We start from the raw sequence: 21,138 nt of genomic DNA, 5'->3' as shown, positions 1-21,138 counted from the left end.
GGGCCCGCACCCCGTGCTCCGGCCGCGAGGGCGGGAGTGGCAGAGGTGCGGAAGCACACATGCAGTCGGCAGGTTGAGCGTGGGCTCAGTCTTCGATCTGCGGCATTACCGGCTTGCGCTGGATCGGAGCTTCGACCGGCTCGTTCAGGATGTCACGACCGACCAGACCGGCTGCCACTTCGCGCAGGGCGAGGACGGTGGGCTTGTCGTTTTCCCACGGCAGTTGGGCGTTGCGGCTGCCGCGTGACAGCTGACGGGCACGACGAGTGGAGATCATCACCAGCTGGAAGCGGTTGTCGACGTTCTCGAGGCAATCTTCTACGGTTACGCGAGCCATGGCGGTGCACCTATCAATAGCGGGATATTCGGGGTTCGCTGTCGGCGTGTAATCAGCGCAGAGTGCCGCGACCGCTAGGGGTCACTTACCCTGATCATCTGACAGTATCTCGCACACGACGCAAGCACAATGCCGCTGAGCCGGCCCGCCAGGGGCGAGACGGCTCAGCGGCCAATGATTCTGAAAGGGAATCGAGTCTACTCGACGCCGTCGTTGCATGACAAGTCAGGCGCGATCAACTCCTTCGCCTGGCGCGTCTGTCGGCGGCGTACGCGACCACAGCGCGCATGATCAGGACGAAAGCCGGCAAGTCCTGCCCGACTGTCAGGCTGTCCGAACTGCTGTCAGAACGGCCGACCGCGCGGCTGACTGAGCGGCTGACTGAGCGTCTGATCGAGCAGCGGGATTCCCGCCGCCGTCATCAGTCGGCCAGCAGGGAATCGAGCAGTGCCGCGTGACGATGCTGCACGCGCGGCAGACGCGCACGCTGGGCATTGACGAGTCCGCACAGCTCGTCGAGAGCCTGCTCGAAGTCATCATTGATGACGATCAGGTCGTATTCGTCGTAGTGGGACATCTCGCTGACCGCATCGCGCATGCGACGCGCGATCACGTCCTCGCCATCGGTACCACGGCCGGACAGACGCTCGAGCAGCGCTTCACGCGACGGCGGCAGGATGAAGATGGAGACGGCTTCCGGCACCTGGGCGCGCACTTGCTGGGCGCCTTGCCAGTCGATCTCGAGGATGACGTCCTCGCCCTTGCTCAGGCGAGCTTCGACCGCCGGACGCGAGGTGCCATAGAAGTTGTCGAAGACCTGGGCGTGCTCGAAGAAGTCGCCCTGCTCGATCATGGTCTTGAAGTGATCGACATCCACGAAGTGGTAGTTGACGGCATCCTGCTCGCCCGGGCGCTGGCCGCGGGTGGTGTGCGAGACGGACACGCCGATACCGTCCATGCGCTCCAGCAGTGCCTTGACCAGGGTGGTCTTGCCGGCGCCGGACGGCGCGGAAATGATGTAGAGCGTGCCACGTGCGTTGCTGGCCGCCGAGGAAGATGCTGAAGAAGTCGAAGACATGGAAGTGATCCGCTTGCTGTCGCTGAATCGCGGCATTATCGCATAATCCACCCCGCTTCCGCTGCACGCGCGCATGACAGTCCCGTGATGCAATGTTGCAGCTCGGGCATCACAGTTGTCGTCGCGAAGTGGCTGGGTCGGCGTGGCGTTATCTGCAACAATGGTCGTATATTTCAGTTATCACTCAAGCGTCGGCCAGTTCTCGCGTCAGCCAGTTCTCGCGCCGGCCTGGGGTCTTGAAGGGACACAGGGTTTGCCGCCGCCTCGCCACGCTGGCCTGAGCTTGCGCACTTCCGTGATTCCCAACGCGCCTTGCCAGAAGAGGTTCGTGAACCGTCCTTCGCAAGTCGCGTACATAAGTCGATAGAGCAGCGCCAGACGTGCCGCAGGCCTCCGCCAGAGAGGCCGCGCACGAGCGCATCACCCGTTACCTGTCCCGCGCGCCATTCATTCCCGCCTTCCGGCTGATGATGAATGGCGCGCGGTCTTTTGCCCTGCGTAGCGCCAGCCATGCGCGGGCAATGTCAGCCGTGGCCTGCCCTGACAGCGGCGCCACGGCTGAGTACGGCCACGGGTGATACCCCCTTTTCAAGTTTCAGGAGACCCGGACATGTCTGCCTCCCCCGTTGCGCGCCATCCGCGCATCGCCGAACTGGCGCTGGCGCTCGGTGCCTTTGCCATCGGCACTACCGAATTCGTGATCATGGGCCTGATGCCCAACATCGCGGCGGACTTCAATGTGTCCTCGCAACAGGTCGGCTACGCCATCAGTGCCTATGCGATGGGCGTGGTGGTCGGTGCGCCCCTGATCTCGGCGCTGGGCGCACGCCTGCCGCGTCGCGGGCTGTTGATCGGCCTGATGCTGCTGTTCGCGGTCAGCAACGTGGCCAGCCTGCTGGCACCGTCGCTGACCAGCTTTGCCGCGCTGCGCTTCATCGCCGGCCTGCCGCATGGTGTCTATCTGGGCGTCGCGGCCCTGGTGGCGGCGGATGCTGCCCCCGCCGGCGAGCGTGGGCGGGCCGTCGGTCGCGTGATGATGGGCCTGACGGTGGCGATTCTGATCGGGGCGCCAGCGGCGACCTGGTTCGGCAGCCTGTTCGGCTGGCATTCCGCCTTCCTCGTCGTCGGCCTGCTGGCGCTGGCCACGGCGGTGCTGGTGCGTGGCTTCGTGCCCTATCAGGCCGGCAATCAGGACGCGACCCCGCTGACCGAGCTGGCCGCGCTGATCAAGCCGCGGGTGCTCTATACCCTCGGCATCGCCTGTATCGGTTTCGGTGGCATGTTCAGTGTCTACAGCTATGCGGTGGAGACGCTCAACGTCCAGGCCGGGCTGTCCCAGAATCTGGTGCCGATGGTGCTGGCCGTCTTCGGGGTAGGCACCATCATCGGCAACCTGATCGGTAGCCGTGCCGCGGACATCGACCTGATGCGCACCATTCCTGCCGTGCTGATCTGGAGCGCGCTGGTGCAGGGCGGCTTCTACTTCGCCGCCGATGGTGTCTGGAGCGGCATCCTGTTCGTCGGGCTGGTCGGTACCGGCATCGGGCTGGCACCGGCGCTGCAGATGCGCCTGATGGATGTGGCGGAAGACGCCCAGACCATGGCGGCGACGCTCAATCATGCGGCCTTCAACATCGCCAATGCGCTGGGCGCCTGGTGTGGTGGCATGGCCTTCGCCTATGGCCCGTCGCATTCCTCCATCGGCCTGGTCGGGGTGGCGATGGCCATCGCGGGCTTGATCGTCTTCCTGCTCGGTCAGCGTCATGAGCGCCGCGAGCTGCAGACGGCTTCTGCCTGATGTGGGTCGGAAGCGGGGCAAGCCCCCCCGTGAGCACAAGCCGCAACGAAACAACGCCGCCCTTCGGGGCGGCGTCTTGCGTTTCGGTGGCGGAAAGTCTGTGGAACGGCACCGGCACGTCAGCGATAGGGCAGCGTCAGCGCTGCTGACGCGCGCGCGTCGGCGACATGCCGAAGTAATCGCGGAAGCAGTGGCTGAAGTGGGTGGTGCTGACAAAGCCACAGGCCACGGTGACCTCGGTGATGCTGGCACTGCCCTGTGTCAGCAGCTGGCGTGCCCGGGTCAGGCGCAGCTCCAGATAGTAGCGCGAGGGCGTGGTATCCAGATGGCGGGTGAACAGGCGCTCGATCTGGCGGCGTGACAGCGTCACGCAGTGCGAGATCTCGCTCATGCTCAAAGGCTCCTCGAGGTTGTTGCTCATCAGCTCGAGGATGGTGCGCAGTGCCTCCGGGTGCTGGCTGTCCGGCGCGGGCAGCGTCTGGTCCGGATGCCAGGGGCTGGGCGTCGCGGGGCGCTCGCAGGCGAGGATTTCCTCGACACTGCGCGCCAGGTCATCGCCGTGACGCTGGCGCATGGCTTCCAGCATCATGTTCAGGGCGCTGCCGGCGTTGGTGCAGCTGAAGCGCGCCGCTTCCACCACCAGCGGGGCGCGTGACAGCTCCAGCTGGGGGAATGACTCGCTGAACAGCGCCGCATTCTCGGGATGGATGGTGCAGCGATGGCCCGCCATCACGCCGGCGGCCGCCAGGAAGTAGCTGCCATTCCACAGGCTGCCGAGGCGACAGCCCTGGTGGTCGGCTCGCCGCAAGACCTCGCTCAGCAAGGGAATCTCGTCCAGCTGCACCCGGTAGCCGCCACACACGATGATCATGTCGATCTGCGCCTGCCCCAGCGACTCGAGCCCGGCGCTGGCCATGATGTCGATGCCCAGATCACTGCGTACGCTGCCCGCCGTCACCCCGAAGGTGTGAATGCGATAGAAGGGGATATCGCGGAGCAGATTGGCTGTGACCAGCACATCGAGGGCGCTGGTGAAGGCGGGCATCGAGAAGTGCTCCAGTAAAATGAAGGCGACATTGAGCGGTGCGCTCTGGGCACAGGTCACGTCCTTGAGCAGATGCTGATTGCGACGCTTCATCGCGGGGGTGAAGTCGCGGCGACGGGGCGAGGTCATGGCTTGCGTTCGTTGCAGGGGCCGCGAGCGGCAGTGGATCGAAGGCGACCGGCAGGCTGGCCGCCGTGAGACTCCATCCTCGCAGCTGCGCGCTCCCGCGGCGAGCCTCTCGCTGGCGGTTACGGGGTGGCAGGCATGTAATGAGGCTGTTGGCTTGATGATACGTCGCGTTACATGGGTGTAAAAACAATCACTTGTGTCATATTCGGCGCTTTCTCGCCTGTTAGACTGCCCCGTCACTCAGATCATGCCCCGAGGCTGACTAATGACGGATACCACCCGGACTGCCTTGTCCGGCTCCGCAACCCAAGCAGCTCCCCTTTCCGATCACGCCGCATCTCTTGCTGATCACACCACATCCTCTCCCGATCAAGCCGCATCACTTCCTGATTCCGAGCTCAGCGCGCTCAACAGCTCCCGCAGTCTGGACTGGCCGGTCTTCCTCCTCAGTGGAGGCGTGATGGCGCTGTTCGTCGCCGCCGCGCTCATCGACCTGGACGGCGTGTCGGCCCTGATCAATCACGCCTTCGACTTCTCGACCACCTACTTCGGTGCCTATTGGCAGGGCTTGATGATCGTGACCTTCCTCGTCGCCGTCGGCATGACCTTCGGGCGCACGGGGCGCGTGGTATTGGGCGGGTTGGCGACGCCTGACATCTCCACGCCGCGCTGGATGGCGACCATCCTGTGCACCCTGCTCGCCGGTGGTGGCGTGTTCTGGGCCGCCGCAGAGCCCATCGCGCACTTCGCCTCGCCGCCGCCCGTCTTCGGGCCGGATGCACCGGTCGGCAATCTCGATGCGGCCTACAATGCGCTGGCGCAGAGCTTCATGCACTGGGGCTTTCTCGGCTGGGCGGTGCTGGGCAGTCTGACGGGCGTCGTCTTCATGCACCTGCACTATGAGAAGGGCTTGCCGCTCAAGCCGCGCACCTTGCTCTATCCGCTGCTCGGAGAACGCGTGATGCGTGGGCCGATCGGCGCGCTGGTCGATGCCTGCTGCGTACTGGCCGTCATCGCGGGCACCGTGGGGCCGGTCGGGTTCCTCGGTATCCAGGTCAGTTACGGGCTCAATGCGCTGTTCGGCATTCCCGATACCTATGCGACGCAACTGGTGCTGCTGGCCATCCTGACCCTCGTCTACACCCTGTCCGCCGTCAGTGGCGTGATGCGCGGCATCCAGTTCCTGAGCAGTGCCAACGTGCTGATCGGCGGCGCGATGCTGTTCTTCATCGTGCTCTTCGGGCCGACCGAATTCCTGCTCAAGGCCTTCCCGCTGGGCATGGTCGACTACCTGGACAACATCGTGCCGATGGCGGTCTTCCGCGGTGACAGCGGCTGGCTGGATAGCTGGACGCTGTTCTTCTGGGGCTGGTTCATCGGCTTCGGTCCGCTGATGGCGATGCTGGTCGCGCGTATCTCGCGGGGGCGCACCCTGCGTCAGATGGTGCTGTTGATCACCATCCTGTCGCCGCTCGCGACCTGTCTCTGGTTTACCATTCTCGGCGGCAGCGGCCTGGCCTTCGAGCTGGAAAACCCGGGCAGCGTCTCGGGCCCGTTCAGCGGCTTCAATCTGTCGGCGGCCTTGATCGCCATCACCCAGCAGCTGCCGTTCGGCTTCATCATGTCGGTGCTGTTCCTGATTCTGTCGGCGCTGTTCGTGGCCACGACCGGGGATTCGATGACCTACGCCATCTCGATGGTGATGAGTGGGCACGACAACCCGCCACGCAGCGTGCGTGTGTTCTGGAGCCTGATCATGGGGGTCGTGGCGGCGATCCTGATCTCCATGGGCAATGGCGGCATCAATGCGCTGCAATCCTTCATCGTGGTGACTGCGGTGCCTGTCTCGCTGGTGCTGTTGCCCAGCTTGTGGAATGCCCCACGTATCGCGCGGCAGATGGCGCGTGAGCAAGGGCTGTAACTGGCTGATGTGAAAAAGGCCGCCCACTCGGGCGGCCTTTGCATGTCGTCATGCACGGATCAGTCTGGCATGGCCCGAAGATGGCAGCCGAGGGAGGTCATGAGTTGTTATCACCGATGCCCGGATGTAAAACGGCTGTAGGCTTGGTGATACGTCGCGTTACATAGGTGTAAAAACAACGGCTTGTGTCATAGTTCAGCGTTTTACGGCTGATACACTGCACCGTCACTCAGATCATGCCCAGAGGCTGACTAATGACGGATTCTTCCCGGACTGTTTCGTCCGGCTCCGCCACACCGGTAAATCCCCCCGCTGAACCCGCCCACACCCCGCAAGGTATCGACTGGCCCGTCTTCATCATCAGTGGTGGCGTATTGGCAGTGTTCGCCATCGCCGCACTGGTGGATCTCGACGCTGTCTCCGCGCTCATCCAGAGTGCCTTCGGTGTCTCTACCCAATACTTCGGTGCCTACTGGCAAGCGTTGATGCTGGCGACCTTCGTCATCGCCATCGTGCTGACCATCGGCCGTACCGGACGGGTGCGCATGGGCGGGCTGGCGGCGCCGGATATCTCGACGCTGCGCTGGATGGCCATCATCCTGTGCACGTTGCTGGCGGGCGGTGGTGTCTTCTGGGCAGCGGCAGAGCCGATCGCTCACTTCACCTCGCCGCCGCCGGTGTTCGGCGCGGACGCTCCGACGGGCAATGCCGATGCCGCCTACAACGCGCTGGCGCAGAGCTTCATGCACTGGGGCTTTCTGGCCTGGGCGATGCTCGGCAGCCTGACCGGCATCATCTTCATGTACCTGCACTACGAGAAGGGCCTGCCGCTCAAGCCGCGCACGCTGCTCTATCCGCTGTTCGGCGACCGCGTCATGCGTGGCCCCATCGGTGCGCTGGTCGATGCCTGCTGTGTGCTGGCAGTGGTGGCCGGTACCGTCGGCCCCATCGGCTTCCTCGGTCTGCAGGTCAGCTATGGCCTCAATGCGCTGTTCGGCATTCCCGATACCTACGCGACCCAGCTCACGCTGCTGCTCGTGCTGACGGTCATCTACACCCTGTCCGCCGTCAGCGGCGTGACCCGTGGCATCCAGTTCCTGAGCAGCACCAACGTCCTGCTCGGCGGCGCGCTGCTGCTGTTCATCCTGATCATGGGCCCGACCGGCTTCCTGCTCGAAGCCTTCCCGCAGGGCCTAGTGCGCTACGTCGGTGACTTCGTCGCCATGTCTTCCTTCCGGGGTGACGATGGCTGGCTGAATGGCTGGACGCTGTTCTTCTGGGGCTGGTTCATCGGCTATGGTCCGCTGATGGCGATGTTCGTCGCGCGTATCTCGCGTGGCCGCACCCTGCGTCAGATGGTGCTGTTGATCGCGGTCATCTCGCCGCTGGTCACCTGCCTGTGGTTCACCATCATCGGTGGTAGCGGTCTGGCCTTCGAGCTGAGCAACCCGGGCAGCGTCTCCGGCCCGTTCACCGGCTTCAACCTGCCGGCAGCGTTGATTGCCATCACCCAGCAGCTGCCGTTCGGCTTCACCATCTCGGTGCTGTTCCTGGTGCTGACCACGCTGTTCGTCGCCACCACCGGTGACTCGATGACCTATGCGGTCTCGATGGTGATGAGCGGGCACGACAATCCGCCGCGCGGCGTGCGCGTGTTCTGGAGCCTGATGATGGGCGTGGTCGCGGCGCTGCTGATCTCGATGGGCGATGGCGGCATCAACGCGCTGCAATCCTTCATCGTCGTCACCGCCGTGCCGGTGTCGCTGATTCTGCTGCCCAGCCTGTGGAACGCTCCGCTGATTGCCCGCCGCATGGCGCGCGAGCAGGGCGTCTGATCGACTCCGTTCGAAAGCCATGAGCGTGTCGCACCATCAAAAACGCCGCCCCTAGGGGCGGCGTTTTCGTGTCTGGCGATCAGTCGTCAGTCATCAGACGCTGACGTTCAGCGTCACATCGATGTTGCCACGCGTCGCGTTGGAGTACGGGCACACCTGATGCGCCTTCTCGACCAGCGCATCCGCCTCGGCCTTGTCCATGCCCGGCAGGCTGATATCCAGCGCCACCTCGATACCGAAACCGGCCGGAATCTGGCCGATGCCCACCTTGCCGGTGATCTCCAGGCCTTCCGGCAGCGTCACGCCGTCAGTGCTGGCCACGTGCTTCATGGCACCGATGAAGCAGGCAGAGTAACCCGCCGCGAACAGCTGCTCCGGGTTGGTGCCTTCACCGCCACCACCGCCCAGCTCCTTCGGCGTGCTCAGGGTGACATCCAGCGCCCCATCGGAAGAACGCGACTTGCCTTCACGACCCCCAGTGGTAGTGGCTTCTGCACGGTACAGCACTTGTTCGATAGACATGCCTGACTCCTTGAGCGGAAAAGCCCTCAGTCGAGGGGTGGAAACAAGATGGTGGCTGTCGGGCAGAGTTTCAATTGCTGAGCGGCGGGCGCCAGACATTCACAGCAGGTGCGCGCGATAGCTTTGCGGATTGAGCGTCAATTGCGGGTAGAGGTCGCCCCTCAAGCAGTACATGTTGGGCTGGGTTAAGAAGCTAAAGATGCGGAAAAGATGGTAGTGCTCAGGATTGGCTTGCGAGCACTTGAGTTCATTTGGCGTGATGAAAAAAGCGCACTCTTTGGCAAATACCGTCGTCTTCACCTCGATCCAACGCTCTCGTCCATCCGCATCAAAGGACAGGACGTCATAGCCCAAGCCATCGCCCTGGGTTTCCGCCACATGCTCGACCTTCTCGGCCAGCGATGTGTGGCCTTCTTTTCTGAGGCGCATCTTCTCAAAGGCCACCACAAAGCGTTCGCCGGCACTCCCCAGTGCATGGTTGCGGGCTTCTCGCGCCAGGTAGTCGCGCTTAACCGGCGTGGGCGTCGCGTAACCCTGCTTGGCTTCTTGCACGCTGGTCTGAGGTGCCTTGGATTGCGGTGGCGTGACAATGATGGAGGTATCTTTGGGGGCCGGCGCATCAATGACAGGCCGGTCTGCTGCATTGCGTGCTGCCTGATCGAATAGCTCAGTACGCAGTAGGTGGCGCTCAACAACATCGACCAGCATGCCCTGATAGTTACTCATCGGCTTGTAGCCGTTGATATAGGGGCAGTCGGCATCGCGCAGCACGGCACTGATATTTTGATGCTTAAATTCGATAGAAGCCTTTGAGCGATTATTTAATTTCTCGGCAAGCTCACGATTGTGGTCCGTTTTCACGTAATGCTGGCCGCAAAGTTCTGCAACCAGCATCTTCTTGTACGTTTCGACAATCGCTGTGACTTCTTCACCACTCCATGGTTCGGGTCTGCTCATCCAGCTAACTCCTTTGGCGGGATATCACTCGATATTCTGAATCTGCTCGCGCATCTGCTCGATCAGCACCTTGAGCTCGACGGCGCAGCGGGTGGTGTCGGCAACGACGGACTTGGAGGAGAGGGTGTTGGCTTCGCGGTTGAGTTCCTGCATCAGGAAGTCGAGGCGGCGGCCGATGGGGCCTTTCTGGGTGAGCTGACGACGGACTTCGCTGACGTGGGTGTCGAGGCGGTCCAGCTCTTCGTCGACGTCGGCCTTCTGGGCCATCAGGGTCAGTTCGGCTTCCAGGCGTTGCGGGTCGAGGGTGGCGCGGACTTCTTCGAGGCGAGCGAGCAGGTTCTCGCGCTGACGGGCGAGGATGTCGGGCATCAGGCGGCGGACTTCGGCGACGTGGGTGTCGACGCCATCGAGGCGTGCGCTGATCAGCTCGGCGAGGCGTTCGCCTTCGCGGGCGCGGCCTTCGATGTGCTCGTCCAGTGCGCGCTTGAACAGGCTGAGGGCATCGGCCTTGATGCGCTCTTGATCGGCGCCTTCGCGCACCAGCACACCGGGGTAGTCGAGCAGGGCGAGGCGTGAGGGCTGCGGGGCGTCCGGGCAGTGCTGGCCGACTTCGGCGAGCACGCGGCTGAGTTCACCCAGGCGTCTGGCATCGACGGCGAGGCTGTCGGCACCGGCTTCGGCGTCAAAGCGCAGCGTGAGTTCGACCTTGCCGCGGTTGAGGCGCTTGCGCAGGCCTTCGCGGAAGGCGCTTTCGAGTTCGCGCAGGCTGTCAGGCAGGCGGAAGTGCGGTTCGAGATAGCGCTGGTTCACCGAGCGCAGCTCCAGCGTCAGGGTGCCGTAGTCGGCTTCATGGGTCTGGCGGCTGAAGGCGGTCATGCTGTGGACCATGACGTGCTCCTTGTCGGTTGGCTGTCAGAAGAGGGGCGGCGCATGAGCGACCGCGCTGATAGCCTGAAGTGTACGCGTGCCGCTCTTGAGCGCCCAGTGATCAGGAGCAGGTCTGGCCCGCGCGGCGCGAAGGTCGTCGCCCGTGGCTGCGGCGTGTAGACTCTGGCCTCCCGAATACTGCAACAAGGAATCCCCATGAGCGAAGCCAACGTGACCCGTCCCAGTGGCCGTACCCCGGAGCAGCCGCGTGAGATCCGCCTGACCCGTGAGTTCACTCGTCACGCCGAGGGTTCGGTGCTGGTGGAGTTCGGGGAGACCCGCGTGCTGTGTACCGCCTCTGTCGTGGCGGGCGTGCCGCGCTGGCTGCGCGGTTCCGGCAAGGGCTGGCTGACCGCCGAGTACGGCATGCTGCCGCGTGCGACCCATACCCGTAATGATCGTGAAGCGGCGCGTGGCAAGCAGGGTGGCCGCACGGTGGAGATCCAGCGTCTGATCGGCCGTGCGCTGCGCGCCGCGGTGGACCTGAAGAAGCTGGGCGAATACACCATCACCATCGATTGCGATGTGCTGCAGGCCGATGGCGGCACGCGTACCGCGGCGATCACCGGCGGCTGTGTGGCACTGGTGGATGCGCTGCAGGGCCTGCAGCGTGAGCGCAAGATCAAGACCGACCCGCTGGTGAGTCTGGTCAGCGCCGTCTCGGTCGGCATCTACAAGGGTGTGCCGGTCACCGATCTCGACTACCCGGAAGACAGCAAGGCCGATACCGACATGAATGTCGTGATGGCCGAAGGCAAGGGGCTGATCGAGGTGCAGGGCACGGCCGAAGGCGCGGCCTTCGATCGCGCCGAGCTCAATGCCCTGCTGGATCTCGCCGAGCGCACCGGTGAGCAGTTGTTCGCCGCGCAGCGCGCCGCACTCGGCATGCCGGCCGACGCCTGAGCCCTGCGGCACGGCCGCTGTGCCATGAGTGCCATGTCATGAGTGCTGTGTCGTGAGTGTCATGTCATGAGTTCTGCGACATGAGCGCTTGATGCCAGACAGAAAACGCCCCCATCGCGCAAGCGGTGGGGGCGTTTTCGTCAGTGCCCGAAGGCACATCATGCGACTGGCAGGGTGGCCCGAGGCCGAACGCTCAAGGGGTGACAGCGTGCATCACAGCTCGAGGTCGTACTCGACGATGACCGGTGCGAACTCGCTGAAGGTGGCATCGGTGTCGATCCAGGCGTCCTTGATGTGACGACGCAGGTTCGGGTCGATGACCTGATAGTCGAGGCGCCAGCCTTCCTGACGGGCGCGCGGCTGGTCACTGTCCAGCGCTGGCCACCAGGAGTACTGGTCGGCATCGCGGTTGACTTCGCGGAAGGCGTCGATGAAGCCGATCGGGCCGAAGACCTGATCCATCCATGCGCGTTCTTCCGGCTTGAAGCCCGGCGTCATCTGATTGTCGGACCAGTTGGCGAGGTCGACAGTCTTGTGGGCCACATGCCAGGTGCCGCAGATCATGTAATCACGACGCTTGCGGCGCAGCTTGCTGAGGTATTCCTGATACTGCTCCATGAAGGCGCCCTTGGCAGCCGGATCACTTCCGTCAGGCATCAGGAAAGAGCAGATGCTGAAGCGGTCGTAATCGGCCTGCAGGTAGCGGCCTTCGTTATCGCACTGCTCGAAGCCCAGCCCATACATGATGGCCTTGGGAATCTGGCGGCAATAGAGGCCAACCCCTGAGAAGCCGTCTTTTTCGGCGTCCAGGAAGTAGCCTTCGTACCCTTCCGGGTAGAGGATGCTGTCGTCGAGCTCGAAGCTCTTGGCCTTGAGGTTCTGGATGCAGACGACGTCGGCGTCCTGACTGGCAAGCCAGTCGAGGAAGCCGCGGCTGACCGCTTCTCGAATACCATTGACGTTAACTGTAGCGATTTTCATACGTGGTCCCTGGTTCGTCGCGCCTGTATGATACCCGAGCTTTAGACGATTTGGTAAATGGCTAACGAATTCAAAGGTGATATCGGATGCAGGACTACCAGCGGGAGTTCATTGAGTTTGCCATCGAGCAGGACGTGCTGCGGTTTGGCGAGTTTACGCTCAAGTCCGGGCGGGTGAGCCCCTACTTCTTCAATGCTGGTCTATTCCGCTCCGGACAGGCCCTGGCGCGTCTGGGACGCTTCTATGCGCGTGCCATCGTCGAATCAGGCCTGGAGGCCGATGTGCTGTTCGGCCCGGCGTACAAGGGTATCCCGCTGGGTGCCGTGACGGCCGTGGCGCTGGCTGATCATCATGATCGTGACATGCCGTTCACCTTCAATCGCAAGGAAGCCAAGACCCACGGTGAAGGGGGCTCGTTGGTCGGCGCGCCCCTCGAAGGCCGCGTGATGATCATCGACGATGTCATCACCGCCGGCACCGCCATCGGCGAAGTGATGGAGATCATCCACGCCGAGAGTGCCAAGGCGGCGGGCGTCGTGATCGCACTGGACCGTCAGGAGCGCGCTCCCGATGGTCAGGGAGGCCTGAAGGCGAACAGCGCCATTCAGGAAGTGGAGGCACGTTTCTCCATGCCCGTGGTCAGTATCGTGACGCTCGACCAGGTGCTCGAATATCTGGAACAATACGCACAGCAGGAACTGTCTGGGCATGCGGTCGCGATTCGCGACTACCGTGCGCAATACGGTCTCCAGGGCGCCTGAGAGCGTTCATGACCCGCGCAGCATTACCTTCCCAGTCACGTACAGAGGTGCATACATGACAGCTCACCGTAACATTCTCGGCCTTTCGGCAGCCATCCTCGCTGCCAGTCTGTCCGCCCCGGCCATGGCCGGCAACGCTGACCTCAACCTGAATAGTGAAGCCGTTCAGGGCGAAATCAATGGCGAGATCGGCAATGGCGTCCAGCTTGGCGGCGGTATCCTGTCCAGCGATGACCACGATGACGTCACGGCCGGTCACGTCCAGCTGCTGGGCACCGAGCGCACCAGCGAATACGACGTGGGCCTCGGCGCACGCTGGAGCCAGTACGACACCGACCACGGTGACGGCGGCGGTCTGGGTCTCGGCGGCTACGGCTACTACTACCTGCCGGGCGCACCGCGCGTCTCGCTGGGTGGCTACGGCTACGTGACCCCGGACGTCGCGACCAGCAACGACCTCGAGCACAGCTACGAATACGGCCTGCGCGCACGGTATCAGGTCATCGACAACGTCGAAGGCTATGTCGGCTACCGCAAGGTGAAGGCCGACTTCGAGAACCGTGACGAACGCACGCTGGATTCCGGCCCGCTGGTCGGCATGCGTCTGCAGTTCTGAGGCGGGTTCTCGGCAACGCGTGCTCCGCGTGAGTCACGCATTGCGGTAAGATGGCGGGCCCTTCGGGGCCCGCTTTGCGTTGTCATGGCCAGGTGAGCATCGCCGGCCAACCCCCTGTTTTCGCCTTCTGCCGCGAGTCTGCTCATGCTCGATATCGTGCTCTATCAGCCCGAGATTCCGCCCAATACCGGCAACATCATCCGGCTGTGTGCCAATACCGGTTACCGCCTGCATCTGATCGAGCCGTTGGGGTTCGAGCTGGATGACAAGCGCCTGCGCCGTGCCGGTCTCGATTATCATGAGTGGGCACGTGTGCAGCGCCATGTCAGCCTCGATGACTTCGTCGCAGCGGTGAAGCCTGCGCGTATCTTCGCGCTCTCCACGCGCGGTCGCACCGCGCCGCATGAGGCCAGCTTCCAGGCCGGTGATGCGTTGGTATTCGGCCCCGAGACCCGCGGCCTGCCACAGGCGATGCTCGACAGCCTGCCCCGCGAGCAGGTGTTGCGCCTGCCGATGCTGGCCGACAGCCGCAGCATGAACCTGTCGAATGCCGTGGCCGTGGTCGTCTATGAAAGCTGGCGTCAGCTGGATTTCGCTGGCGCCGCAATTCTCGATTGATCGGCCAGCCCTCGATTGACCGGCCAGGCCTCGATTGATCGACCATCGCCCGCGTGAGATGCATTTCCGCTCCCTTTCTTCGCCCAGCAGGACACCGTGATGACCGAGATCCGTGATCGCCTCGCCAAGCTCAACCCCCGCCAGCAGGAAGCCGTGCGCGCCATCGATGGCCCCTGTCTGGTGCTGGCCGGTGCCGGATCAGGCAAGACCAGCGTGATCACGACCAAGATCGCCTATCTGGTGCAGGAATGCGGCATGAAGGCACGCAACATCGCCGCCGTGACCTTCACCAACAAGGCGGCGCGCGAGATGAAGGAGCGTGTCGGCAAGATGCTCAAGGGCCGCGAGGGCCACGGGCTGATCGTCTCGACCTTCCACACCCTCGGCCTGACCATCATCCGCGGTGAGCTGAAGACGCTGGGCTACAAGCCGGGCTTCTCGCTGTTCGACACCGATGACGCCAAGGTGTTGATCAAGGAGCTGATGCACAAGGAAGCCGACACCGACGCCGAGCAGATCAACGCGGTGCAGAGCCAGATTTCCACCTGGAAGAATGACCTGATCCTGCCCGGGGCGGCGCTGTCGCATGCCGAGGATGAAGACGCCCAGTACGCCGCGGTGATCTACGAGGCATACAACCGGCATCTCAAGGCCTACAACGCGGTCGACTTCGATGACCTGATCCTGCTGCCGGTGGTGCTGTTCCGTGATCACCCCGAGGTGCTGGCGCGCTGGCAGCGGCGCATCCACTACATGCTGGTCGATGAGTATCAGGACACCAACATCAGCCAGTACCTGCTGGTGAAGATGCTGATGCAGGAGCGCCAGACCTTCACGGTGGTGGGCGACGATGACCAGTCGATCTACGCCTGGCGCGGCGCGCGCCCCGAGAACCTCGTCACCCTCGGTGAGGACTTCCCGCGCCTGAACCTGATCAAGCTGGAGCAGAACTATCGCTCCACCGGCATCATCCTGCGCGCGGCGAACACCCTGATCGCCAACAATCCCCACGTCTACGACAAGACGCTGTGGTCGCAGATGGGCGATGGCGACCCGATCCGAATCATCATGAATCGCAACGAGGAGGCCGAGGCCGAGCGCGTGGCGGGCGAGATCCTCACGCGGCGCATCAAGGAAGGCGCCGAATGGCGTGACTTCGCGGTGCTCTATCGCGGCAACTTCCAGGCGCGCCTGCTGGAGCTGAAGCTGCAGCACTACCAGATTCCCTACAAGCTCTCCGGCGGCACCTCCTTCTTCGGGCGCAACGAGATCAAGGACGCGATGGCCTACCTGCGTCTGCTGATCAATCCGGCAGACGACAACGCCTTCCTGCGCATCGTCAATGTGCCGCGGCGTGAGGTCGGGCCGGGCACGCTGGAGAAGCTGGCCAACTACGCCACCGGGCGTGGCGTGTCGCTTTACGCCGCCTGCAGCGAGATGGGCCTGCGCGAGCAGCTGAGCGAGCGGGCGCTGGACCGCCTCGGCCGCTTCACCCACACGCTGGACCGCGTGCGCCGCGAGATGGACGCCGGCCAGTCGATCAGCGCGATCCGTGAGCTGTTCCGCGAGGTGGATTACGAAGGCTGGCTGTATCAAAACGCCAGTGCGCCCAAGATCGCCGAGCGGCGCATGGCCAACGTCTGGATTCTGGTCGATCAGCTCGAGAAGTCGATCAGCGGCAATCCGCAGGAAGAGGTGGAGGAGTTGGAGGGCAGCGAGGCGATGATCGGCGATACCGAGACCGGCGATGTCGCGGCGGCCATCTCACGCCTGGTGCTGCGCGACATTCTCGAGCAGCAGGCCGAGGAAGATGACTCCGACCGCGTGCAGCTGCTGACGTTGCATGCCTCCAAGGGCCTGGAGTTTCCGCATGTCTACGTGCTGGGGCTGGAGGAAGACCTGCTGCCGCACCGCAACTCCATCGAGATGGAGACAGTGGAGGAGGAGCGCCGTCTCGCCTATGTGGGCATCACGCGGGCACGGCGCACCCTGGTGCTGACGCTGGCGCGCCAGCGCAAGACCTACGGCGAGATGATGGACTGCGTGCCGAGCCGCTTCCTGGATGAGCTGCCCCCGGAAGACCTCGAGTGGGAAGGGCGGGCCGACAAGCCGCAGGATCAGGAGAAGAAAGTGGCCCGCGGGCGGGATGCCATCGCGGGCCTGCGTTCGCTGCTGGGCTGATGTTTACTGTCGGGTACTGTGCGCTGAGACTCAGCGCACGGAGTCGAGCAGGTAATCCACCGCGGCCTTCACTTCCTCATCGGAAAGCGCCGGGTTGCCGCCCTTGGCCGGCATGGCATTGAAGCCTTCGATGGCGTGGGTGTAGAGCGTCTCGTCGCCCTTGGAGAGACGGCCTTCCCAGTCGCCGGCCTCGCCCAGGCGCGGGGCACCGGCGGCGCCAGTGGTGTGACAGGCCATGCAGATGCCACCGTAGACCTTCTCGCCGTCTATCGCGCTGGCGGCACTGGCTTGTCCGCCAGCGCCGCTGTCCGCCGGCTGCGAGCTCGCTGCCGAGCCATCACCGGCGCAGGCATCGCCCTTCACGCATAGCTCGCCCACCGGCTTGAGTCGCTCGGCAATTGCCTCGCGGGAGTTGTCTGCAGCCTGTGTGGACGCGCTGACAAGCATGCTGAACAGCATCGCGCTCAATGAGAGTGACAGGGAAGAGCGCTTGAGGGGAAAAGCGGCTGGCCGGCGAGCTTGCATGGCGTGCACCTTTTGGGGCTGTGTATCGAGCCAGTATAGCGCTCGCCGGAGGCGCAGCAACCGCGTGGCTGGCGGGATATCTCGACATCGTAGAATCAAGACGTTACCATAAGCGCGCCTCGGTTCACTGCAACCCTGGCATGCGCGCCCATAGCTCAGCTGGATAGAGTACTGCCCTCCGAAGGCAGGGGTCGCAGGTTCAAATCCTGCTGGGCGCGCCAACGAATTCCCGTCACCGGCGCCATCGCCGGCCGACACCCGAAAAGCCCTCGTACCTCACGGTGCGGGGGCTTTTTGCATTGAGGCGTGCACCAGCGGCGCAGGCGACTTTCTTTGACGTCATCAAACGAGTGTTCTAAAACGGGATGAGCTACGCCGGCGCTTCTGCTCGCGCGGGTCGCTGTCGCCTGGTACGCCATACTCGTGGCTGTCTGCCTTCGCTGCTGGCTTCGCCGGCCCTCACTGGATGTTCTCATGACGACTGCCGCCCCTGTTGATCCTGCTTCGCCTGAATCTGCTGCTTCGCCTGCTGGCTCGTCTAATGAGGCCAGCGAGACTGCCACCCGGGAAATCACGCGCATGCAGGCGCTGCTGGAAGACCAGCGCGCCGCCTACGGCCTGTCGCCGATGCCCAGCGCCAACGAGCGCCAGGCCTGGCTGACCTCGCTGCGTGATGCGCTCAAGTCACACGAAGAGGCCCTGATCGCGGCGATCAGCGCCGATTTCGGCCACCGCAGCGCCCATGAGACGCGTCTGGCCGAACTGGTGCCGAGCTACGAAGGCATTCGTCATGCACGCCGTCACCTGAAGGGCTGGATGAAGCCCTCGAAGCGCCATGTCAGCGCCGCCTTCCAGCCGGCCTCTGCGCGCGTCGTCTATCAGCCGCTGGGCGTGGTCGGCATCATCGTGCCCTGGAACTATCCCCTCTATCTGGCGATCGGCCCCTTGATCAGCGCCCTGAGTGCCGGCAATCGGGTGATGATCAAGATGAGCGAGTTCACCCCCGAGACCGCCGAGGCGCTGCGCGTGATGCTGCTCGACGCCTTCGATGAGGTGCAGGTGGCCGTGGTGATCGGTGAGGCCGATGTGGCGGCGGCCTTCTCGGCCTTGCCCTTCGACCATCTGCTGTTCACCGGCAGCACGGCGGTCGGCAAGCATGTGATGCGCGCCGCGGCGGACAACCTGACCCCCGTGACGCTGGAGCTGGGCGGCAAGTCGCCGGTGATCATGTCGCGTGAACTGATGGCGGATGAGGCGCAGCGTCGTGAAGCGGCGGGGCGGCTGGCCTTCGGCAAGGGCATGAACGCCGGCCAGACCTGCGTCGCGCCGGACTACGTGCTGTGCAGTGAGGACCAGGTCTCGCTGCTGGTCACGGCGCTGGGTGAGGCCTTCCAGCGCTTCTATCCGCGCTTCTGCGAGACGCAGGACTATTCGCGCATCATCAATCAGCGTCAGTACCAGCGCTTGCGAGAGGTGCTCGAGGACGCCCTGGCGAAGGGCGCGACACTCAGGCCTCTGGTCGACAGTCCCGACTGGAATGACCCTGAGCTGGTCGAGAAGCGTCTGATGCCGCCGCTGGCGTTGCTCGATGTGACGGATGAGATGCGCGTGATGCAGGAGGAAATCTTCGGCCCGCTGCTGCCGATCGTCGGCCTGGCGGATCCGGGGGCAGCGGATGAGGCGGAGGGCGAGACGAGTGTGAAGGACACGCTGCTGGAGGCACCGGCGGATACGCTATCCGTCGCGATGGCCTATGTGAACGCTCGGCCCCGGCCGCTGGCGCTGTATTACTTCGGCCACGACAAGCACGAACAGCAGCGCGTCACCGAAGGCACGCATGCGGGCGGAATGTGTCTGAACGACACCCTGCTGCATGTGGCGCAGGATGACATGCCGTTCGGCGGCATCGGGCCATCCGGGATGGGCCATTATCATGGCAAGGAAGGCTTCCAGACGTTCAGCAAGGCCAAGGGAATTTTCGCCAAGGGGCGCATGAATGGCGCGCGGCTGATGTATCCGCCCTATGCCGACGGGCCGACAGCGCGCGCCATCCATGGTCTTATCCGCCGCCTGCTGATGCGCTAGGCGCTGTCAGCGGTGTAGGTCGCCGGCACTTTCCGGCTGGTAATGCAGCGCCTCGATACGCACCTCGTGCAGGCTGCCATCCGGCAGCCGCCACTCGATGAGACTACCGACCTTGAGGCCGAGCAGGGCAGCTCCCAGTGGCGCCAGCACCGACAGGCCATCCTGCTGGCCGGGCAGCGCATGCGGATAGACCAGCGTACGCACCAGAGTCTGCTGGCGGGTCAGGTCCGTGAACTCCACGCGGCTGTTCATGCTGACGATATCGGCGGGCACCTCGTGAGGCTCGACGACCTCGCCGCGCTCCAGCTCATCCTCAAGCTGTTCTGCCACCTGACGGTCGGCGGCGGCAACGTGATCAATCAGGCGCTCGAGGCGCTCGGCGTCCAGACGATTGATGATGATCGAGGGAAGTGTGGCCATGAGACCTCCTGTCAGTCGTGGTGTCAGCCCCTTGCGAGCAAGGCCTTGCTGGACACCAAAAAAACAGCCCTCCGCCGGGAAGGGCGAAGGACTGTGTGCAGAAGTCATCATATAAACTTCGCTCGGCGATGGATAGCCCATTCAGGCAACTGAGGTCAGCGCGAGGACTGACCCGCTCACTCCCGCGTCAGGCGCTGGAGCTGACGAACAGCCAGTCAGTGATCTCGTCGCGATTGAGCACGACCAGCTGCTGGGCGCGCGGAGACTCTTCCAGATGGTCCGGATTGATGCCCAGCTCGCGCAGGACGTACTGCACCAGGGCGCCGCGTGTCGGCAGGTGCAGCTCGCCATCCACCATGCCGTGGTCCTGTTCTATCAGGCCGCGCTCGGCGGGCGTCAGGCGCGGGTCGGCGCCCAGCTTCAAGGTGACGCGCGTCTCCCAGCCTTCATCGCACTCGCGCTGGCTGCCTTCGAGGGCTTCACCGAACAGCTCCGGCACCGCACGGAATCGAGACAGCACGAAGTCACGAAAAGCCCGGTTCTTCTCGCAGAAGGCGCGCACATGCCAGCGGCCAGCGGCGTAGACCAGCGTATGCGGACACAGGATGCGCTCCTCCCCCTGGGGAGAGTTGAGAGAGGCATAGGTCACCTCGAGGCGTGCGCCCTGACTGGCGGCTTCAATCAAGGCCCTGACCACCGGCGGACTGGCGCTGCGTGACGGCAGGCGCAGGGCCTCGGTGTTTGCCTGGCCTAGCCCCAACCCGGTGAAATGCGGATTCAGATTGTCGTGATTGCCCAGCAATTGCAGGTATTCATCGACCTCACCCCGCGTCAGCATGGGGCAGAAATTCGCCGACGGACGGTAGCCCTTGATGACGGGGTCATACTCGAGATTGTTCTCGGCGACCGTCTCGCGGTAGGTCTTCATGACGCGCGAGGCTTGCTGTCTGGCGATACCGAAGGCGTTGCCCAGATGACGCGAAGTGACTCGCCCCTCCCACAAGGCGATGATCTCGATCAGGCGGTAACGCGCCAGCGTGTCCCATGGCAGGACTTCGAGGCGTTGCTTGATGCTCATTGCTGAATCCTTTCATACGGGTCTTCTGGAGCGTATTCGTGACGCATTGCACACACCTGGCTTGGCAATGGCGACACATGGCGAGTGCTCACGAGGATCGGTAAGAGGACCCTGCTCCGGGTGGCGTGTGGCGAACAAGTCTTCGTTAACTGCAGGATATGCATAAAGAAAGCTCCGGCAGAAGATACCTGCTCCGTTGCGTTGACCCTAGTGACTGCGCATCGACGTCTCGTTTTTGCGTCGTCCAAACGCGACGCATCATTAGAATTCGACGATTTATCCTCGCTCGGTGACGTGTGATTGCGCGCTATCAACAGATCAAGACATTACGTTGCGCAGGGGCGTTGGCCGCGTGTGGCATGCTCTGAATGAAGACGCTATATGCGCAACACGAATATGCCTCATATAACCCTCATTTAAG

19 protein-coding genes and 1 tRNA gene are annotated in these 21,138 nt (G+C 63.6%); 10 read left to right on the top strand and 10 right to left on the bottom strand.

From position 1 onward, the window contains the following. Positions 1–85 precede the first annotated feature (85 nt). Complete coding sequence (gene rpoZ / locus MSG32_RS13520; RefSeq protein ID WP_043331755.1) at positions 86–337, bottom strand: DNA-directed RNA polymerase subunit omega; 252 nt, start codon at positions 335–337, stop codon at positions 86–88. 421 nt (positions 338–758) lie between these two features. Next, on the bottom strand, positions 759–1,415 hold the full coding sequence (gene gmk / locus MSG32_RS13515; protein WP_052384319.1) for a guanylate kinase: 657 nt from the start codon (positions 1,413–1,415) through the stop codon (positions 759–761). A gap of 610 nt (positions 1,416–2,025) precedes the next feature. On the opposite strand from gmk, the gene MSG32_RS13510 reads away from it, so the two are divergent. Then, positions 2,026–3,213 (top strand): MFS transporter, encoded by a 1,188-nt coding sequence (locus MSG32_RS13510; protein WP_043331757.1) that lies wholly within the window; start codon positions 2,026–2,028, stop codon positions 3,211–3,213. A gap of 136 nt (positions 3,214–3,349) precedes the next feature. On the opposite strand, the gene MSG32_RS13505 is transcribed toward MSG32_RS13510, so the two are convergent. Then, a complete protein-coding gene (locus MSG32_RS13505; protein ID WP_248380239.1) occupies positions 3,350–4,387 on the bottom strand; it encodes a GlxA family transcriptional regulator in 1,038 nt (345 codons plus the stop codon). 265 nt (positions 4,388–4,652) lie between these two features. Between MSG32_RS13505 and MSG32_RS13500 the strand changes: the two genes are divergently transcribed. After that, positions 4,653–6,308 carry a BCCT family transporter gene (locus MSG32_RS13500; RefSeq protein ID WP_248380238.1) on the top strand — a complete coding sequence of 552 codons (1,656 nt, stop codon included), beginning with the start codon at positions 4,653–4,655 and terminating at the stop codon, positions 6,306–6,308. 254 nt (positions 6,309–6,562) lie between these two features. Next, positions 6,563–8,143 carry a BCCT family transporter gene (locus MSG32_RS13495; protein WP_153636711.1) on the top strand — a complete coding sequence of 527 codons (1,581 nt, stop codon included), beginning with the start codon at positions 6,563–6,565 and terminating at the stop codon, positions 8,141–8,143. A gap of 93 nt (positions 8,144–8,236) precedes the next feature. On the opposite strand, the gene MSG32_RS13490 is transcribed toward MSG32_RS13495, so the two are convergent. From MSG32_RS13490 to MSG32_RS13480, 3 genes are all read right to left on the bottom strand, one after another. Then, positions 8,237–8,665, bottom strand: coding sequence for an organic hydroperoxide resistance protein (locus tag MSG32_RS13490; RefSeq protein ID WP_054556341.1), 429 nt, complete (start codon positions 8,663–8,665; stop codon positions 8,237–8,239). 99 nt (positions 8,666–8,764) lie between these two features. Further along, positions 8,765–9,622 (bottom strand): DUF3883 domain-containing protein, encoded by an 858-nt coding sequence (locus MSG32_RS13485; protein ID WP_248380237.1) that lies wholly within the window; start codon positions 9,620–9,622, stop codon positions 8,765–8,767. 24 nt (positions 9,623–9,646) lie between these two features. Then, positions 9,647–10,510, bottom strand: coding sequence for a YicC/YloC family endoribonuclease (locus MSG32_RS13480; protein ID WP_248380235.1), 864 nt, complete (start codon positions 10,508–10,510; stop codon positions 9,647–9,649). Between the two features lie 195 nt (positions 10,511–10,705). Here MSG32_RS13480 and rph point away from each other — a divergent pair, with 195 nt between their 5' ends. Then, entirely contained in the window at positions 10,706–11,452 is a 747-nt protein-coding gene (gene rph / locus MSG32_RS13475; RefSeq protein WP_043331764.1) for a ribonuclease PH, read from the top strand. 213 nt (positions 11,453–11,665) lie between these two features. On the opposite strand, the gene MSG32_RS13470 is transcribed toward rph, so the two are convergent. Then, positions 11,666–12,433: an exodeoxyribonuclease III gene (locus MSG32_RS13470; RefSeq protein WP_043331765.1), complete on the bottom strand. Its 768-nt coding sequence runs from the start codon at positions 12,431–12,433 to the stop codon at positions 11,666–11,668. An 86-nt stretch (positions 12,434–12,519) separates the two neighbouring features. Between MSG32_RS13470 and pyrE the strand changes: the two genes are divergently transcribed. The 4 genes from pyrE (at position 12,520) to rep (ending at position 16,609) form a co-directional block, all read left to right on the top strand. Next, complete coding sequence (pyrE, locus tag MSG32_RS13465) at positions 12,520–13,194, top strand: orotate phosphoribosyltransferase (RefSeq protein WP_107335804.1); 675 nt, start codon at positions 12,520–12,522, stop codon at positions 13,192–13,194. A 55-nt stretch (positions 13,195–13,249) separates the two neighbouring features. Further along, on the top strand, positions 13,250–13,810 hold the full coding sequence (locus MSG32_RS13460; protein WP_153636709.1) for a YfaZ family outer membrane protein: 561 nt from the start codon (positions 13,250–13,252) through the stop codon (positions 13,808–13,810). 144 nt (positions 13,811–13,954) lie between these two features. Then, a complete protein-coding gene (gene trmL, locus MSG32_RS13455) occupies positions 13,955–14,428 on the top strand; it encodes a tRNA (uridine(34)/cytosine(34)/5-carboxymethylaminomethyluridine(34)-2'-O)-methyltransferase TrmL (protein WP_248380233.1) in 474 nt (157 codons plus the stop codon). A gap of 99 nt (positions 14,429–14,527) precedes the next feature. After that, complete coding sequence (gene rep / locus MSG32_RS13450) at positions 14,528–16,609, top strand: DNA helicase Rep (protein ID WP_043331771.1); 2,082 nt, start codon at positions 14,528–14,530, stop codon at positions 16,607–16,609. 30 nt (positions 16,610–16,639) lie between these two features. Here rep and MSG32_RS13445 read toward each other — a convergent pair whose 3' ends face one another. Further along, positions 16,640–17,134: a c-type cytochrome gene (locus tag MSG32_RS13445; protein WP_248380231.1), complete on the bottom strand. Its 495-nt coding sequence runs from the start codon at positions 17,132–17,134 to the stop codon at positions 16,640–16,642. Positions 17,135–17,278: 144 nt separating this feature from the next. On the opposite strand from MSG32_RS13445, the gene MSG32_RS13440 reads away from it, so the two are divergent. Both MSG32_RS13440 and MSG32_RS13435 read left to right on the top strand, forming a co-directional pair. Further along, positions 17,279–17,355, top strand: a tRNA-Arg gene (locus MSG32_RS13440). A gap of 358 nt (positions 17,356–17,713) precedes the next feature. Next, a complete protein-coding gene (locus MSG32_RS13435) occupies positions 17,714–19,219 on the top strand; it encodes a coniferyl aldehyde dehydrogenase (protein WP_248380229.1) in 1,506 nt (501 codons plus the stop codon). A gap of 6 nt (positions 19,220–19,225) precedes the next feature. Here MSG32_RS13435 and rnk read toward each other — a convergent pair whose 3' ends face one another. Together rnk and MSG32_RS13425 are read right to left on the bottom strand one after the other, a co-directional pair. Beyond that, positions 19,226–19,639, bottom strand: a complete 414-nt coding sequence (gene rnk / locus MSG32_RS13430; RefSeq protein WP_248380227.1) for a nucleoside diphosphate kinase regulator — start codon at positions 19,637–19,639, stop codon at positions 19,226–19,228. A 187-nt stretch (positions 19,640–19,826) separates the two neighbouring features. After that, positions 19,827–20,717, bottom strand: coding sequence for a WYL domain-containing protein (locus MSG32_RS13425; protein ID WP_043331776.1), 891 nt, complete (start codon positions 20,715–20,717; stop codon positions 19,827–19,829). Positions 20,718–21,138 lie beyond the last annotated feature (421 nt).

This window comes from Cobetia sp. 1CM21F, from assembly GCF_023161745.1.
GTDB classification, from domain to species: Bacteria; Pseudomonadota; Gammaproteobacteria; order Pseudomonadales; family Halomonadaceae; genus Cobetia; species Cobetia amphilecti.
Note: the sequence above shows the minus strand (reverse complement) of the source record. Positions and strands in the feature narration are given on the sequence as shown.